The sequence below is a fragment of the Micromonospora sp. NPDC093243 genome (assembly GCF_044753725.1).
GTDB lineage: Bacteria > Actinomycetota > Actinomycetes > Mycobacteriales > Micromonosporaceae > Micromonospora.
Genome location: NZ_JBIVNT010000003.1, coordinates 56,288 through 73,071 on the forward strand (window position 1 = coordinate 56,288; position 16,784 = coordinate 73,071).

The 16,784-nt window shown below is 71.6% G+C and carries 15 protein-coding genes and 1 other RNA gene; 11 read left to right on the forward strand and 5 right to left on the reverse strand.

The genetic code is table 11. The features are described 5' to 3' along the window. Nucleotides 1-22: 22 nt before the first annotated feature. A complete protein-coding gene (locus tag ACIP9D_RS09905) occupies nt 23-1,132 on the reverse strand; it encodes a GNAT family N-acetyltransferase (RefSeq protein WP_350868927.1) in 1,110 nt (369 codons plus the stop codon). Then, nucleotides 1,129-2,283 carry a GNAT family N-acetyltransferase gene (locus ACIP9D_RS09910; protein ID WP_350868929.1) on the reverse strand — a complete coding sequence of 385 codons (1,155 nt, stop codon included), beginning with the start codon at nt 2,281-2,283 and terminating at the stop codon, nt 1,129-1,131. The genes ACIP9D_RS09905 and ACIP9D_RS09910 overlap by 4 nt, the downstream gene beginning before the upstream one ends. 168 nt (nt 2,284-2,451) lie before the next feature. On the opposite strand from ACIP9D_RS09910, the gene secA reads away from it, so the two are divergent. Next, nucleotides 2,452-5,373 (forward strand): preprotein translocase subunit SecA, encoded by a 2,922-nt coding sequence (gene secA / locus ACIP9D_RS09915; protein WP_350868931.1) that lies wholly within the window; start codon nt 2,452-2,454, stop codon nt 5,371-5,373. Nucleotides 5,374-5,517: 144 nt separating this feature from the next. On the opposite strand, the gene ACIP9D_RS09920 is transcribed toward secA, so the two are convergent. Next, nucleotides 5,518-6,117, reverse strand: coding sequence for an Rv3235 family protein (locus tag ACIP9D_RS09920; protein ID WP_350868932.1), 600 nt, complete (start codon nt 6,115-6,117; stop codon nt 5,518-5,520). Nucleotides 6,118-6,218: 101 nt separating this feature from the next. Continuing rightward, nucleotides 6,219-6,446: a helix-turn-helix domain-containing protein gene (locus ACIP9D_RS09925; RefSeq protein WP_350868934.1), complete on the reverse strand. Its 228-nt coding sequence runs from the start codon at nt 6,444-6,446 to the stop codon at nt 6,219-6,221. A 215-nt stretch (nt 6,447-6,661) separates the two neighbouring features. Here ACIP9D_RS09925 and ACIP9D_RS09930 point away from each other — a divergent pair, with 215 nt between their 5' ends. Next, nucleotides 6,662-7,171: a DUF6912 family protein gene (locus ACIP9D_RS09930; protein ID WP_350868936.1), complete on the forward strand. Its 510-nt coding sequence runs from the start codon at nt 6,662-6,664 to the stop codon at nt 7,169-7,171. 10 nt (nt 7,172-7,181) lie between these two features. On the opposite strand, the gene ACIP9D_RS09935 is transcribed toward ACIP9D_RS09930, so the two are convergent. After that, on the reverse strand, nt 7,182-8,417 hold the full coding sequence (locus ACIP9D_RS09935) for a hypothetical protein (RefSeq protein WP_350868938.1): 1,236 nt from the start codon (nt 8,415-8,417) through the stop codon (nt 7,182-7,184). Between the two features lie 269 nt (nt 8,418-8,686). Here ACIP9D_RS09935 and pruA point away from each other — a divergent pair, with 269 nt between their 5' ends. The 9 genes from pruA to ACIP9D_RS09980 all read left to right on the forward strand — a co-directional run bounded on the left by pruA (nt 8,687) and on the right by ACIP9D_RS09980 (nt 16,728). Continuing rightward, nucleotides 8,687-10,315 (forward strand): L-glutamate gamma-semialdehyde dehydrogenase, encoded by a 1,629-nt coding sequence (gene pruA / locus ACIP9D_RS09940; protein ID WP_350868940.1) that lies wholly within the window; start codon nt 8,687-8,689, stop codon nt 10,313-10,315. A gap of 179 nt (nt 10,316-10,494) precedes the next feature. Further along, the gene (locus ACIP9D_RS09945; protein WP_350868942.1) at nt 10,495-11,010 is read left to right on the forward strand and encodes a PadR family transcriptional regulator; all 516 of its coding nucleotides are present in this window, start codon (nt 10,495-10,497) and stop codon (nt 11,008-11,010) included. Nucleotides 11,011-11,074: 64 nt separating this feature from the next. Further along, a complete protein-coding gene (gene prfB, locus ACIP9D_RS09950; RefSeq protein ID WP_350868945.1) occupies nt 11,075-12,196 on the forward strand; it encodes a peptide chain release factor 2 in 1,122 nt (373 codons plus the stop codon). A 118-nt stretch (nt 12,197-12,314) separates the two neighbouring features. Continuing rightward, entirely contained in the window at nt 12,315-12,995 is a 681-nt protein-coding gene (ftsE, locus tag ACIP9D_RS09955) for a cell division ATP-binding protein FtsE (protein WP_109802316.1), read from the forward strand. 68 nt (nt 12,996-13,063) lie between these two features. Beyond that, nucleotides 13,064-13,939 carry a permease-like cell division protein FtsX gene (gene ftsX, locus ACIP9D_RS09960; RefSeq protein ID WP_350868947.1) on the forward strand — a complete coding sequence of 292 codons (876 nt, stop codon included), beginning with the start codon at nt 13,064-13,066 and terminating at the stop codon, nt 13,937-13,939. Between the two features lie 152 nt (nt 13,940-14,091). Further along, a complete protein-coding gene (gene smpB, locus ACIP9D_RS09965) occupies nt 14,092-14,571 on the forward strand; it encodes an SsrA-binding protein SmpB (RefSeq protein ID WP_350868949.1) in 480 nt (159 codons plus the stop codon). Nucleotides 14,572-14,676: 105 nt separating this feature from the next. Further along, nucleotides 14,677-15,052, forward strand: a transfer-messenger RNA (tmRNA) gene (ssrA, locus tag ACIP9D_RS09970). 194 nt (nt 15,053-15,246) lie between these two features. Next, a complete protein-coding gene (locus ACIP9D_RS09975; RefSeq protein ID WP_350868951.1) occupies nt 15,247-15,714 on the forward strand; it encodes a hypothetical protein in 468 nt (155 codons plus the stop codon). Nucleotides 15,715-15,759: 45 nt separating this feature from the next. Beyond that, nucleotides 15,760-16,728 (forward strand): hypothetical protein, encoded by a 969-nt coding sequence (locus ACIP9D_RS09980; protein ID WP_350868953.1) that lies wholly within the window; start codon nt 15,760-15,762, stop codon nt 16,726-16,728. Nucleotides 16,729-16,784: the final 56 nt, after the last annotated feature.

Here is a 16,784-nt window from a genome sequence, read left to right on the forward strand (position 1 = left end):
ACCACCGCGGCTCCCCGACCCGTCAGTGGAACTCCGCCGGCAGCAGGCCGAAGACGAGGTCGTCGAGCCGGGTGTCGTCGAGGCCGGGCAGTCGGCCGCGGAGCAGACCCTCCCGGCGGAAGCCGACGTTCTCCAGCACCCGCTGCGAGGCGACGTTCTCCGGCACGGTGGCGGCGGCGAGCCGGGCCAGGCCCGCCGGTCCGAAGCCCCAGCCGGCGAGGAGTCGGACGGTCCGGGTGGCGTACCCCTGGCCGCGCCACTCCGGCAGCAGCGCGTAGCCGATCGTGCCCTCACCGGCGTGCGGGTCGCTCACCGAGAGCCCGCAACTGCCGGCCGGCGCACCGCTCGCCGCGTCGAGGATCAGCATCCGGGCCAGCTCACCGGTGAGCCACTGGCTCTCCGACAGCAGGCACCGGCGGTCGATCGCGGCCCGCTCCGGCGGCACCGGCGGAGCCTGGTTCGCGACCACCTCCGGCCGGGTGTGCAGCCGGAACATCACGTCCGCGTCCGCCGGGGCCAACCGCCGCAGGGTCACCACACCGTCGGTCAGCCGCCCCTGCGGCAGGTCGGGCAGCGGCCGCGGGGCCGGTCCGGACGGGTCGTCGGCGAGGCGTACCCAGGTCAGCAGGTCGTGCCGACCGCCGCCGCGCGTCTGGCCGGCGCCCCGGCGTAGCCCCTCGTAACGGAAGCCGGCGGCCAGGGCCACCCGCTGACTGGCGGCGTTCTCCGGGTGGGTGAACAGTTCCAGCCGGGCCCACCCGGCGTCGAAGGCGTGTTCGCTGAGCGCCCGGGCGGCCGCGGTGGCCACCCCGCGCCCGCGCGCCGAGGGCGTCAGCCAGTAGCCGATCTCGACGGTGCCGAGATACGACGCCGGCCGACTCAGACCCACCGCGCCGAGCAGCCGGTCGGTGGCCGGGTCGGCGATGGCGTACGCCGCCCCGCCGCCGGACCGGACCGCCGGGGCGCCCTCGGCGATCCACCACCGGGCGTCCGCCTCGGTGTACGGCGCCGGCAGGGCGGTGACGAAACGCTGGCTCAGCGGGTCGGCGCAGCCGGCGACCACGTCGGCGATGTCGTCGAGGCGGAACGGCCGCAGCCGGACCCCGTCAGCCTCGATGACCTCCGGCGTCACGTCAGGTCCTCGGCGAGCAGGGCGCCGACCCAGGCGTCCGTCCGCTCGCCGCGGTGGAGGACCCCGGCCCGGGCGGTGCCCTCGAAGGTGAACCCGGCCTTCTCGGCGGCCCGCCGTGAGGCGGTGTTGCCCACGTTGGCCCGCCACTCGATCCGGGCCAGGCCGAGCGTGGTGAAGCCCCAGGCGCAGAGCGCGGCCAGCGCGGCCGGCATGAAGCCCTGGCCGCGGGCGGCCGGAGCGGTCATGAAGCCGACGTCGGCGAGGAGCGGGTCGCTGGGGGAGAGCCGCAGGTCGATCGAGCCGGCGTACCGGTCGTCGGCGTCGGCGAAGACGAAGCAGGCATTGGTGCCCGCGGCCCAGCCGTTCCGGACGAAGTCGAGGAAGCCTTCGGCGTCCGACCGCTCGTAGGGGTCGGGCACGGTGGTCCAGCGGATGCTGTCGGGGTCCCGGCAGGTCTCGACGACGGCGTCCAGGTCGCGCTCCTCCATCGGCCGGATCCGCAGCTCGGTGGCGCCGGCGGTGGCGAAGAGGGTGGGCTGCGGCCGGCCGAAGACGGCGGCCCGCCGGGCCTGGACGGTGCCGGCGGCGGCCGGGCCGGCCGTGCCGACCGCGGGCACCTCGCCGGGGAACAGCGAGCCGATCCAGCCGTCGGCGCTGCCCTCGGGGGCGGGATCGGCGAGCCGGAGCCGACCCTCGATCCGGAACCCGGTCCGGAGCGCGACCAGCCGGGACGCGTGATTGCCCACCTCCGCCTGCCAGATCAGCCGCCGCAGCTTGAGCGTGTCGAACGCCCAGCGGGCGACCGCCCGGGCGGCCCGCACGGTCACACCGCGGCCACGCGCCCAGGGCGCCGTCCAGTAGCCGATCTCCGCGGAGCCGAGGCGGGTGTCGATCGTGACCAGGCCGCAGGAGCCGAGCACCTCCCCGGTGGCCGCGTCGCAGACCGCGAACGGGGCTCCGGTGCCGTTCGCCCAGTCCTGACCGCTGACCTCGGTGACGAACGTGCTGGCGTGTTCCGGCAGGTACGGCCGGGGTACGGTGGTCCAGCGCTGGATGTCCGGATCCTGGCACGCACGGTGCACCGCCTCGGCGTCGGTGGCGCGCCACGGGCGCAGCAACAGGCCGTCTTCGGTGATCTCCACGGGCTCCACGGCAGCATCGTGCCGGATCGTTCGCCCACGGCGTAACCGGATATCCGCCGGTCTCCGCGCGGGGCGTGCGATATGTCGCTTTCCGGGGTCCGGTCCACCGCCACCAGTGACCATCGCCCCGATGTAGCGCCTACGATGGTTCGAGACTGTCTAGGGGAGCGTTGATCCGTGTCGATTCTGGAAAAGGTCCTTAACGCGGGCGAGGGCCGGATGGTGCGCCGGCTCAAGGCCGTCGCCAACGCCGTGAGCTCGATCGAGGACGACTACGTCAACCTCACCGACGACGAGCTGAGCGGCATGACCGAGCAGTTCAAGGAGCGGCTGGCCGACGGGGAGACCCTCGACGACCTGCTGCCGGAGGCGTTCGCGGTCTGCCGGGAGGCGGCCGCCCGCGTGCTCGGCCAGCGCCCGTACGACGTCCAGGTGATGGGCGGCGCGGCGCTGCACTTCGGCAACATCGCCGAGATGAAGACCGGTGAGGGCAAGACCCTGACCTCGGTCATGCCGGTCTACCTCAACGCGCTCTCCGGCAAGGGCGTGCACGTGATCACCGTCAACGACTACCTCGCCCAGCGCGACGCCGCCTGGATGGGCCGGGTGCACGAGTTCCTCGGCCTCAGCGTCGGCGTCGTGCTGCCGAACCGGCCGGCCACCGAGCACAAGGCCGCCTACGAGTGCGACATCACCTACGGCACCAACAACGAGTTCGGCTTCGACTACCTGCGCGACAACATGGCCTGGTCGAAGGAGGAGCTGGTCCAGCGGGGCCACAACTTCGCCGTGGTCGACGAGGTCGACTCGATCCTGATCGACGAGGCCCGCACCCCGCTGATCATCTCCGGCCCGGCCGAGCACTCGGCCCGCTGGTACGGCGAGTTCGCCGGTGTGGTGGCGCGGTTGCAGGCGGGCAAGGACGGCGAGGGCGACTACGAGGTCGACTACGCCAAGCGGACCATCGCGGTCACCGAGCGGGGCGTGGCCAAGGTCGAGGACCGGCTGGGCATCGACAACCTCTACGAGTCGGTGAACACGCCCCTGGTCGGCTACCTGAACAACGCGATCAAGGCCAAGGAGCTCTACAAGCGCGACAAGGACTACATCGTCAGCGACGGTGAGGTCCTGATCGTCGACGAGTTCACCGGCCGCATCCTGCACGGGCGCCGCTACAACGAGGGCATGCACCAGGCGATCGAGGCCAAGGAGGGGGTGGAGATCAAGCAGGAGAACCAGACCCTGGCCACCATCACCCTCCAGAACTACTTCCGCCTCTACGAGAAGCTCTCCGGGATGACCGGTACCGCCCAGACCGAGGCGAGCGAGTTCAACAAGGTCTACAAGGTCGGCGTGGTGACCATCCCGACCCACCGGCCGATGGTCCGTGAGGACCGGCCGGACGTGATCTACAAGACCGAGAAGGCCAAGTTCAACGCCGTGGTGGAGGACATCGCCGAGCGGCACCAGCTGGGCCAGCCGGTACTGGTCGGCACCGTCTCGGTGGAGAACTCCGAGATCCTCTCCCAGTTGCTGCGCCGCCGCGGCATCCCGCACTCGGTGCTGAACGCGAAGTTCCACGCCCGCGAGGCGGAGATCGTCGCCCAGGCCGGCCGTAAGGGCGCGGTCACCGTGGCCACCAACATGGCCGGCCGGGGCACCGACATCCTGCTCGGCGGCAACCCCGAGTTCCTCGCGGCCAACGAGCTGCGTCAGCGTGGCCTCGACCCGCTGGAGAACGAGGAGGAGTACGCCAAGGCGATGGAGGAGGTCCTGCCCACCTGGAAGCAGGCCTGCGACGCCGAGGCCGAGGAGGTGGCCGCCGCCGGCGGCCTCTACGTGCTGGGCACCGAGCGGCACGAGTCGCGCCGGATCGACAATCAGCTGCGCGGCCGCTCCGGCCGCCAGGGTGACCCCGGCGAGTCCCGGTTCTACCTCTCGCTGCAGGACGAGCTGATGCGGCGCTTCCGGGCCGGCGCGGTCGAGGCGGTGATGGAGCGCTTCAACATCCCGGAGGACGTGCCCATCGAGTCGAAGATGGTCACCCGCCAGATCAAGAGCGCCCAGGCCCAGATCGAGGGCCAGAACGCCGAGATCCGCAAGAACGTGCTGAAGTACGACGAGGTGCTCAACAAGCAGCGCCAGGTGATCTACGCCGAGCGGCTCCGCGTGCTCAACGGCGAGAACCTCTCCGACCAGGTCCGCAACATGATCGACGACGTGGTCGAGGCGTACGTGCAGGGCGCCACCTCCGAGGGCTACGGCGAGGACTGGGACCTCGAGCAGCTCTGGTCCAGCCTCAAGCAGCTCTACCCGGTGGGGATCACCATCGAGGAGCTGGAGGAGGAGGCCGGCGGGTCGCGCACCGGCATGGACGCCGACTTCCTGATCTCCCGGCTGAAGGAGGACGCGCACGCCGCGTACGACCGGCGCGAGGCGGAACTCGGCGAGGAGGGCGTCCGGCAGCTCGAGCGGATGGTGCTGCTCCAGGTCATCGACCGGAAGTGGCGCGAGCACCTCTACGAGATGGACTACCTCCAGGAGGGCATCAGCCTCCGGGCCTACGCCCAGCGCGACCCGGTGGTGGAATACCAGCGTGAGGGCTTCGACATGTTCGCCACCATGATGGACGGCATCAAGGAGGAGACGGTCGGCTTCCTCTACAACCTGGAGGTCCAGGTCGCGGAGCCGGAGCCGGAGGCCGAAGAGGTCGCTCTGCTGGACAAGCCGGTGGAGCTGCGGGCGAAGGGCCTCAACCGGGCCCCGCAGCAGCAGCCTCTGCAATACTCCGCGCCCACCATCGACGGTGAGGCGGGCGGCGGTTCGGTCGCCGTCGAGCAGGCCGAGCAGCAGGCGCCGGCGCTCGGCGTCGGCCGGCCGGCGAAGGCCGCTCCGGGCGGGCCGGGGACGACCGCCCCGACCGCTCCGCAGCGCCCCGCTACCGGCGTGCGCGGTCCGGCCGTCGCGGGCAACACGGCCCGCCGCGCGGCGACCGGTCAGGCGGAGGCCAGCAACGGCCCGTCCCGTAACGCGCCCTGCCCGTGCGGCTCCGGCCGCAAGTACAAGCGGTGCCACGGCGCGCCCAACGGCGGCGCCTGATCACCGCGCCGACGCCATCCGGCGTCGGCCACACCCGTTGGAAACCCGGGGCGCCCACCGACGAATGTCAGGTGGGCGCCCCGGGCGCATTCTGCGCCCCGGCCCCGCCTCGGCCCTGGCCTCGGGCGCCGTCGGGGCGGGCCTTCACAGGACGTGCAGCGCGGTGCAGAGCCAGCGGCCGCGGCGGTGTTCCAGGCGCAGCGCCATCGCCCACGTGCGCCCGACCGGGCCGGTGAGCACCGCGGCCACCTCGACCGCACCGTCGCGGGGCTCACCGGCGCGTAGCCGGCGCAGCCGGACCGTCGGGCGGGTCGACCTTCGCCGGGCCGGGCCGGTGCGGCTGGCGGCGTTCGCCAGCTCGGTCAGCAGGTCGTGCGCCCGGGCCGGGTCGAGCAGGGAACGCAGCTGCCCCGGGGGCCGGTAGCCGTTGAGCACCTCCAGGCAGGTGCCGACGAAGCGGTGGGCGGCTCGGGTCGCCTCCGGAGTGGCGGTCACCAGCGCCCCGGGCGGCAGCGGTGCGGCGGAGTGTCGGCCGGGGCCGGCGGGCACCGGTCGGAGCGCGGCCCGGCGGGCCGGCGGGCGGCCGGCATCGGGCCGCGCCGGTGCGAAGAGGTCGAGGGCGAGCTGGCCGTGGGTCGGCGGCGACCAGCCGTCGCCCTCGTCGGCGTAGGGCGGGTCGAGCGGGGGCGCGGGACGGAGCCGGATCGGGGGCCGGGATGGCCCGGGACGGCGGATGTCGCTCATCGGCTGCTCCCCGATCTTGCGTTTGCCTTCGTTTGCCTTCGACTGGCTCCATTCTCGGGCATGGCAGAGCCCTCGGTCAATGCCTCTACGAGTGCGGCGGGCTACTCGGAGTCGCGGTCGGTCAGCGGATTACCCCGTACCCATTCGGCCGTCTCGTCGTACTTCTGCTGGATGTACTCCTCCAGCCGGGCTCGCTCCACACGCCACTGACCCCGCCCGCCGATCTTGATCGCGGGAAGCTCGCCGCTGCGCACCATGTGGTAGACCTGCGAATCCGACACGTTCAGCTCGACGGCCACGTCGGACAGCAGCAGGAACCTGGGCTCCACGGAAACTCCCTCGATTGGCGTCGCTTGCCTCAGTTTGCCACCGACTGCCGACCTGGCCCAGCATCCGGCTGCGGCTGACGACGCCATCCTGGCGGGACACACCGGCGGGGAACTTCCACCGACCGGATGCGAGGTGTATGACGGTCACGGCGTACGGCATGATCGGCGCCCGGGCCGGCTGCCGCCGGCGGAGGACCTGAGCGGGGAGAAGACCGGTGACCGACGAGCTTGTCCGGGTGTACGTGCCGGCGACCGTGCCGATGCTGGCCCGGCTGCGCGAACACGGGCTCACCGCTGCCGAGGCGCACGCGGTCACCCCGGCGTTGCGCGAGTGGTACGCCGAGGGCGACGAGGAGGAGTTGGAGTACGTCGCCTTCACCCGCGCCGCGCAGGACGCGTTGCAGCTGCTCCGGGTCGATTCCGCCGCGCCCCGTCGCCGGGTGGTGGTCTCCGCCGATCTGCCGGCGGCCGTGGTCGGCCGCTCCGACGGCGAGTTGGGGTCCAGCATCGTCGGGCTGAACGGCCCGGTGCCGGTGGGCGCCGTCGCGGCGATCCACGTGGACGGCGCCGACGCGGTCGAGGACGTCGCCGCGGCGGCGGAGGTGGTGACCGAGGCGCTCGCCGGGGACCCGGACGCCCAGTTCACCGTCGACAGCGCCGAGGACCACGAGCTGGAGTGGTACGACGTGACCGAACTCGACGTGCTGCTCCGCGCCGGCTCCTGAGGGCGGTCGGTCAGCGGGCCGCCTCCGGCTCCAGGGTCTCCTCGTCCGGCTCGGCGTCGGCCGGCGACGGGCCGAGCGTCCGGCCGAAGGCGATGAGCGCGGTGAGCGCCCCGACGAAGAGCACCCAGATGCCGTTGTCCACCCGGGAGGTGCCGAGGGTGGTCTGGGCGACCGAGTCCGCTTCGCTCAGCGCGCCGGCCAGGTCGAGCAGCGAGCGCCCGCCGATCCGGATGATCACCTCGGCCAGCAGCAGGAGCAGGCCCGGCCCCGCCCCGGCCAGCAGGTACGCCGGCCAACGCGGGGCCAGCGCAGCGCCGCGCCGGTCGGCCCTGCGCCGGGCCCAGGTCAGGTATCCGAAGGCCAGCAGCCCGGCCACCAGCCCGGCCAGCAGGGACTCGGTGCGGGACACCCACTTGGCCGCGTTGACCAGCGACTCCTGGGTGTCTCCGGCGCCGTAGAGGTCGAAGAGGGCGTCCCGGGCGCGGCTGAACGCGACCACGAAGACCAGCGTGCCGAGCGCCGAGGCCACCACCGCGCCGACCACCGGCGCGGTACGGGCGCCGGCCACCGCGCTGCCGACGATCGCCGCGGCGGCGGCGGTGCCGGCGATGACGTTGGTGGTCGAGTTGTCGGCGTAGGTGAGGTTCACCGCCAGCGCGGCGGCGAGGCCGACCACCATGCCGGCGCCGATCGCCCCGACGAAGCGCACGGTCGTCTGGTCGTGGCCCCGGCGGGCGAGCAGGTTCCCGGCGGCGAGCGCGCCGGCGGCCCCGGCGACCAGGGCGGCCGAGATGACTCCGGGCAGCGCGAAGGCGGAGAGGCTGATCGCGGTGATGCCGGCCGCCGCGGAGAGGATCGCCTCCCGGGTCGACCAGAGCATCGCGGCCAACCAGCCCAGCGCGAGCAGCGCCAGCACCCCGGCGGCGGGGGCGAGCACCGACCCGTCGACCGGCTCCGTGGCGGCGTCGTCCGCGCCCTCGTCATCGGCGAACCGGTCGTCGACGGCGGCGGCCTGATCGTCAGCGGCGGCATGGTCGTCGCCGGTGGCCTGGTCGTCCACCTCCGCAGCCCGGTCGTCGTCCGTCGTCTCGTCGCCTGCCGGGGCGGGGTCGTCGACGGCAGCCTCGTCCGCGGTCCGGGCCGCGACCACCGCCGGGGCGACCTCGCCGACCGTGGTCGGTGCGGTGTCGCCGACCGTGGGCTGGTCCGGCTCCGCGGCCGTCGAGCCGCCGGGCTGCTTGGTCATCGTCTTCCCTTCACGGGTCGGCAGGTCACCGGTCATCCAGCCTAACCGCCCCGCGTTCCCACCTTCGGAACCCACCACCCGGGCCCCTGCACACCGGGCGTCGGCCCCGGGCGGCGGGGGAGGCGGGGCGGTCACCGGCGCGTGGGAGAATCGGCGCAGGTCCCGCCGTCGTCGCCGGTCAACCCGGGGTGGTGTGCGGCTTCCGGCCGTCCGGCCGGTGCCCGCGGGTCCGGTTCCGCCACCGCTGTCGAGATCGCCAGGAGCCTGTCATGGACGCCGTGTTCTCCGTACCCGAGCCGCGCAACGAGCCGGTCCGCACCTATGAGCCGGGCGGTGCCGACCGGGAGCGGCTCCAGCGGCGGCTGACCGAGCTGGCCGCCGAGCGGATCGACCTGCCGATGACCATCGCCGGCGAGCAGCGGATGGCCGGTGGCGAGTCAATCAACGTGGTGCAGCCGCACAAGCACGCCCACGTGTTGGGCGTCACCGCGCACGCCACCCACGACGACGCCCGGGCGGCGGTCAAGGCGGCCAAGGACGCGGCGCCGATGTGGCGGGCGCTGCCCTTCGAGGAGCGGGCCGCGATCTTCCTGCGCGCGGCCGAGCTGCTCGCCGGCCCGTGGCGCGACACCCTGAACGCCGCCACCATGCTCGGCCAGTCCAAGACTGCGGTGCAGGCGGAGATCGACGCGGCCTGCGAGCTGATCGACTTCCTTCGGTTCAACGTGCACTTCGCCCGGAACCTCCTCGCCGAGCAGCCGATGTCGTCGCCGGGGGTGTGGAACCGCTTCGACCACCGCCCGCTGGAGGGCTTCGTCTACGCGGTCACCCCGTTCAACTTCACCGCGATCGCCGGCAACCTGCCCTCGGCGCCGGCCCTGATGGGCAACACCGTGGTCTGGAAGCCGGGCCCGACCCAGCAGTTCGCCGCGCACTTCACCATGCGGCTCTTCGAGGCGGCCGGCCTCCCGCCCGGCGTGATCAACATGGTCACCGGGCGCGGCGAGGAGGTCTCCGACGTCGTGCTCGCCGACGCCGATCTGGCCGGCATCCACTTCACCGGCTCCACCAAGGTCTTCCAGCACCTGTGGCGGACCGTCGGCGAGAACATCGCCCGCTACCGCGGCTACCCCCGGCTGGTCGGCGAGACCGGCGGCAAGGACTTCGTGGTCGCGCACACCAGCGCCGACGTGGACGCGCTGCACACCGCGCTGATCCGGGGCGCCTACGAGTACCAGGGCCAGAAGTGCTCGGCGGCCTCCCGGGCGTACGTGCCGCGCTCGCTCTGGGAGGGCGGCCTGCGCGACCGGCTGGCGGCGACCACCGACTCGCTGACCTACGGCGACGTCACCGACTTCCGCAACTTCGGCGGCGCGGTGATCGACGACAAGGCGTTCTCCCGGCACACCGCGGCGCTGGAGTTGATCTCCGGTGACGACACCTGCCGGATCCTGGCCGGCGGCACCGCCGACGACTCGGTCGGCTGGTTCGTCCGGCCGACGCTCTTCGAGTGCAGCGACGCCGCGCACGAGACCTTCACCACCGAATACTTCGGGCCGATCCTCGGCGTGCACGTCTTCGAGGACGGCCGCTTCGACGAGGTGGTGGCCCAGGCCGAGTCGATCGCACCGTACGCGCTGACCGGGTCGATCTTCGCGACCGACCGCCAGGTCGTCGACGCGGTCGCCGAGAAGATGCGGTACGCGGCCGGGAACTTCTACATCAACGACAAGCCGACCGGCGCGGTGGTCGGGCAGCAGCCGTTCGGCGGCGCCCGGGCCAGCGGCACCAACGACAAGGCCGGCTCCTGGCACAACCTGGTCCGCTGGACGTCCCCTCGGACGATCAAGGAGACCTTCGTCCCGCCGACCGACCACACCTACCCGCACATGGGCTGAGCGGTCCCCGGCCGCCGGTGACGCGACCCGCGTCGCCGGCGGCCCGGACCGGCCCCACCGGGAGGCATCGATAGTCCTCAACGGACTGTCGCCCGCCGACAGTGCACATTGGAAGTCCTGTCGGGTGGCAAACCGCCAAATCCTGGACGCCGCGACGGCAAAGTGGCAGCGTAATGCCCATGGCGGATTCCGGAGTCAACCCCACGGCGGCGGCCCTGCTCGGGCTGCTCCACGAGGGCCCGATGACAGGCGGCCAGCTGATGGCCGCCGCCGAGCGCCGGCTGGCGCCGTACTGGTCGATGACCCGCAGCCAGGTCTACCGCGAGTTGCCGGTGCTGGCCGAGCGGGGGATGGTCCGGATGGGCAAGCCCGGCCCGCGGCTGAGCCAGCCGTACGCGATCACCGCGTCCGGGAAACGGACATTCTCCAAGTGGCTGGCCGAAAACCCCGGCCGGGACACGATCCGCAACCCGATCGCGTTGCGGATGGCCTTCGGCAACCTGCACTCGGCCAACCAGCTCAAGAACCTCTACGCGTCGGCGAACGAATACCACACCGAGGCGCTGGCGCAGGTCCGTGAGCAGGTCAAGAACGCCAAGAAGGAGGGCGAGACGTACGACGCGACCGCCCTGGAGTTCGCCGTCGCCTACCACAAGGCGGCGCTGTCCTGGCTGAAGACCGCCCCCGTCGGGTGACCTCCCGGCGGGTTCGCCAAGGGGAACGCGCTGCTCCGCGCGCGGCACAGTACGCTTGTCTGTCGTGACCGCTGCCGATTACGCCGAACAGCTCAAGGAACTCGACGCCACCCTGCGCAACATCGAGGCCGTGCTCGACCTTGACCGGCTGCGCGACGACAAGGCCCGGCTGGAGCAGGAGGCCTCCGCCCCCGATCTCTGGGACGACCAGGCCAAGGCCCAGCACGTGACCTCCCAGCTGTCGTACGTCAACGGCGAGATCGGCAGGCTGGGCAGCCTCCGCGCCCGGCTCGACGACGCCCGGGTGCTGCTGGAGCTGGCCGAGGCGGAGTCCGACCCGAGCGTGCTCGGCGAGGTGGAGAGCGAGATCACCGGGCTGACCAAGGCCATCCAGGAGATGGAGGTCCGCACCCTGCTCTCCGGCGAGTACGACTCCCGGGAGGCGCTGGTCGCCATCCGGGCCGGCGCCGGCGGGGTGGACGCGGCGGACTTCGCCGAGATGCTGCTCCGGATGTACCTGCGTTGGGCCGAGCGGCACGGCTACCCGACCGAGGTCTACGAGACCTCGTACGCCGAGGAGGCCGGGCTCAAGTCGGCCACCTTCACGGTCAAGGTCCCGTACGCCTTCGGCACGCTCAGTGTCGAGTCGGGCACCCACCGGCTGGTCCGGATCAGCCCGTTCGACAACCAGGGGCGTCGGCAGACCAGCTTCGCCGGTGTCGAGGTGCTGCCGGTGGTGGAGCAGACCGACCACATCGACATCCCCGAGAACGAGATGCGGATCGACGTCTACCGTTCCTCCGGCCCGGGTGGACAGAGCGTCAACACCACCGACTCGGCGGTTCGGATCACCCACATCCCGACCGGCATCGTGGTGACCTGCCAGAACGAGAAGTCGCAGCTGCAGAACAAGGCGTCCGCGCTGCGGGTGCTGCAGGCCCGACTGCTGGAGCGCAAGCGCCAGGAGGAGCAGGCCAAGATGCAGGGCCTGAAGACCGACGCGGCCGGCTCGTGGGGGGACCAGATGCGCTCGTACGTCCTGCACCCGTATCAGATGGTGAAGGATCTCCGAACCGAGCAGGAGACCGGCAATCCGAGCGCGGTCTTCGACGGCGATCTGGACAGCTTCATCGAGGCCGGGATCCGTTGGCGCAAGCAGCGGGAGCTTGCCGGCGACAGTGCGTGACGGCATGCGGGCGGAACGCGTCATCGATCTCCACACAACCCACTAAATCGATGACGCGACTCGCATGGGCGGGGCGTGGGGCTTGGCTCTCCGGTTACACCGCGTAGACTCACCACCCGTGATTCAGCTTGAGCAAGTGACGAAGACGTACCCGAAGGCGTCCCGGCCTTCGCTCGACAACGTGTCCGTCTCAATTGAGAAGGGCGAGTTCGTCTTCTTCATCGGGCCATCCGGCTCCGGCAAGTCCACCATCATCAAGATGCTGCTGCACGAGGTCAGCCCCAACAAGGGCCGCGTCGTGGTGAACGGCAAGGACGTCACGTCGATGCGGTCCTGGAAGCGACCACACTTCCGGCGCTCCATCGGCTGCGTGTTCCAGGACTTCCGGCTGCTTCCCAACCGCACCGCGTACGAGAACGTGGCGTTCGCCCTCGAGGTCATCGGCAAGACCAAGGCCGTGGCCCGCCGGGTCGTGCCCGAGGTGCTGGAACTGGTCGGGCTCGGTGGCAAGGAGCACCGCTACCCGCACGAGCTCTCCGGTGGTGAGCAGCAGCGGGTGGCCGTCGCCCGGGCCTTCGTGAACCGTCCGTTGATCCTGCTCGCCGACGAGCCGACGGGAAACCTGGACCCGGACACCTCGATCGAGATCATGCGTCTGCTGGACCGGATCAACCGCACCGGCACGACCGTCGTGATGGTCACGCACGACTCCAACATCGTCAACCAGATGCGCCGCCGCGTCGTGGAGATCGAGAGCGGCCGCATCGTGCGCGACCAGGCCCGCGGCGTCTACGGGTGACCCGACCCGTCACCCCCGCCGCCTGACGACGACGAACACCTCATGCCGGAGACCCGGAGGAATTCCCGATGCGCGTGAAATACGTCCTGTCCGAGGTACTGGTCGGACTGTGGCGCAACGTCACCATGACCATCGCCATGATCATTACGATGACCGTGTCGCTGTTCATGCTGGGCGCCAGCGGCCTTCTCTACCAGAAGGTCGGGGACATGAAGGACCTCTACTACGAGAACGTCGAGGTCTCGATCTTCCTGACCCAGGAGGTGACCGAGCAGCAGCGCACCGACCTCGACGGCCGGCTGAAGAGCGACCCCCTGGTCAAGGAAGTTGACTACGTCAACAAGGACCAGGCCTACGAGCGCTTCCAGCAGATGTACTCGGACGCGCCGGACCTGGTGAACGCGGTCAAGCCGGACCAGTTGCCGGAGTCGTTCCGGCTGACGCTGGTGAACCCGGAGCAGTACAAGAACATCTACGACCAGTACAAGGACACCGAGGGCGTCGACGAGATCGTCGACCAGAGCAAGCTGCTGGACAAGGTCTTCGGCGTGCTCACCTCGATCCAGAACTTCGCGCTCTTCATCGCGGTGGTCATGGCCGCCGCGGCGCTGCTGCTGGTCGCGAACACCATTCAGGTGGCCGCATACAGCAAGCGGCGTGAGGTCGCGGTCATGAAACTCGTCGGCGCGTCCAACTGGTTCATCCAGGCACCGTTCGTGCTGGAGGCGGTGGTCGCCGGTCTGTTCGGCTCGATCCTCGCCCTGGGCTGGCTGGTCGTCGGCAAGTACGTCATCGGCGGCGGCTCGCTGTCGGCTCTCGAGGGTCTGATCACCCCGATCTCCTGGTCGGACATCTTCCTGATGTTCCCGCTGATCGCCGTGGTCGGCAGCGTGGTCACCGCCATCACCGCCTGGGTCACCCTCCGCTTCTACCTGCGGGTCTAGTCGCCATACGGGTCGTCCCGGCGTCGTCGTCAGGGCCCTCCCGCGCCAGGAATAATTGGCGCGGGAGGGCCCTTGTCATTCGGGTAGCATGATCTCCGCTCTGCGGCCGGGCCGTCCCGGTCGCCGGCATTCCAGGAAGGGAGGTGGCGCCGATGCCACGGGAAAAGGGACGAAAGGTGGTCGCCTCCAACCGCAAGGCGCGGCACGACTACGCCATCCTCGACACCTACGAGGCAGGCATGGCGCTGACCGGCACCGAGGTCAAGTCGCTGCGCGCCGGGCGCGCCTCGCTGGTGGACGCCTTCGCGCAGGAGCGCAACGGCGAGCTCTACCTGCACGGCATGCACATCCCGGAGTACACCCAGGGCACCTGGACCAACCACGAGCCCCGGCGTACCCGCAAGCTGCTGCTCAACCGCATGGAGATCGACCGGCTGATCGGCAAGACCCGCGAGGGTGGCCACACGTTGGTGCCGTTGCAGGTCTACTTCGCCGACGGCTGGGCGAAGGTGGAGATCGCCCTGGCCAAGGGCAAGAAGGCGTACGACAAGCGGCAGGACCTCGCCAAGCGGGACGCGGACCGGGAGATCGCCCGGGTGTCCGGCCGGCGCGGCAAGGGGATGGACGACTGATTCATCCCGTCTGTCCGGGTCGCCACGCCGACCCGGGGCTCGGGATGAAACCCGTTGCGGCAGGCGTTAGGCTTGTCAGTGCCGCCACATCCGGCGGCCTGTCGAGGGGGTGACTGGTTTCGACTTCGTACGCAGCGACAGGGGAAGCGAGCCGAGGAAGCCGACGTCGTCTCGAGAATCGGTCGTCGGAAACTTATAAGCGCCAAGAACGATCGCGCTGACTTCGCTCTCGCCGCCTGAGGCGAGTAGTGAGTCTGTCGGCCTGGGAACGCCTTCGTCCCAGTTAGCCGGCATCAGCTAGGAGGCTGGCCAATCGGACCCGGTCGCGGGGTCCGTGCGGCGAGATCAATCAGCGACTGGGCCCGTCACACCAACTTGCTCGCGTGAGCGGTGGGGCCGAGTAGAGGCATAGCGAGCTGCGCTCGGAGAAGCCCTGACAAACCGGCGAAGGACCCGGGTTCGATTCCCGGCACCTCCACCACCTGACTGTGCGCCTCGGTCCACCGGACCGGGGCGCACAGTCGTCGGTACCCCCGGCGCCACCGGTGCGACTGCCGTGACCTGCGGGAACGGTGGTGCGAACGGGGCGGATGAGGCACCCGGGGGGACTGGACAGTCGGCATCGGCCGGGCTCACCATCGGGTACCTGGTCAAGCCGCTGTGCGGGAGGTGCCCATGGTCACCCAACCGATTCAGCAACCGTCCGCCGTCATCGGGGTGCTGCCGCCGGCGGCCCGCCCGACCCCGGCGTCCCTCCTCGGCGACCTGAACGCCCTCACCCGGGCGCTGGCCGTCGCCCCGGAGGAGCCACGCTGGCGGGAGTGGATGATGCTCCGCCTGGCCCCGGTCCGTCGCGGGTTCGCCGAGCATGTCGCGATGACCGAGGGGCCCACCGGCCTCTACGCCGAGCTGCTCGCGCAAGCTCCCCGGCTCGACCGCGGGGTGCGCCTGCTGGCCCGGGAGCACCTGGCCGTCGCCGCGGCGCTCGGTGCCCTCCAGCACGCCGCCGAGCTGCCCACCGCCCCGGCGGCCGAACTGCGCGACCTCGCCGGGCACCTCGTCCGGGTGCTGTCCCGGCACCGCCAGCACGGCGCTGACCTGCTCTGGCAGGCGTACCAGACCGATCTCGGCGGCGAGACCTGACCGGCGACGGGGGAACCGGCCGGGCGGGCCGGACGTCGTACCGGCATGCGTCGACCACTCGCCCTGCTGGGTCTTCCCCTGCTGGTGCTGGCCGCCGGGTGCGCGCCGGCCGGCACCGGAGCCGAAACGCCTCCCGTCGGGCCGGACGCCTCCTCGGACCACCGCTGGGAGGCATTCCACCAGCGGGCCGTCGAGGTCGCCGAAGCCTGGCACCCCGGTCCGACGTGGACCAAGGGGTACGTGCCGCTGCAGGGCCCGACCGTGCTGACCGGCGACCCGGGGTTCACCCCGGACACCGAGACGGCGTTCCAGGCCGGCTGGTACCGCGAGCAGTTCGCGCTGCCCGGCACCCGGCCGGCCGACGGGACCATCCGCTTCCCCGACGGGACGCTGACCGTCCCGCTGCTGAGCGCGGTCGAGGCGTACCGGCAGCTGGACCAGGGCGACCCGCCGGTGTGCGAGGGGCGACCGCAGCGGCCACCCACGGAGAAGGGCGGGCCGACCATCGAGCCTGGACCGGACGGCTGGGCGACCGGTCCGGTGCAGAACACCTGCACCCCGTTGACGGTCACCGCGGTGCGACTCGGCACCGCGCCGGTGCGGACCAGCCGGGGCGAGGCGCAGGTGCCGGCGTGGCTGTTCACCGTCGAGGAGCTGACCAGCCCGGTGGCCCGCATCGCGGTCGCACCGCAGGCGGTCGCCCCCGCGCCGGAGCCGAGCGCGCCGGCCCGACCCGCCCCGCCGGAGGTGGTCGGCGGCCAGGACCTCCAGGCGGTGGACGGCACCCGGCTCAGCTACCGCGTCGGGGTGGGCGCCTGCGACACCGGGATCACCGCGCTGGTGCAGGAACGCGACGACGTGGTGGTGGTCGGCGGCGGGGTGAGTCGCGCCAGTGGGGTCTGCACCGAGCAGCTGAAGCTGGCGCCGGTCGCCGTCACGCTGAAGGCCCCGCTGGGAGCCCGACCGGTCCTGGATGTGATCACCGGGGCTCCGCTGCCGCTGGGCCCACGCTGACCGCCACCGGCTTGGGCGGCCGGGGGTAGACCGCTGCAACAGTGGGGACGCCGGGA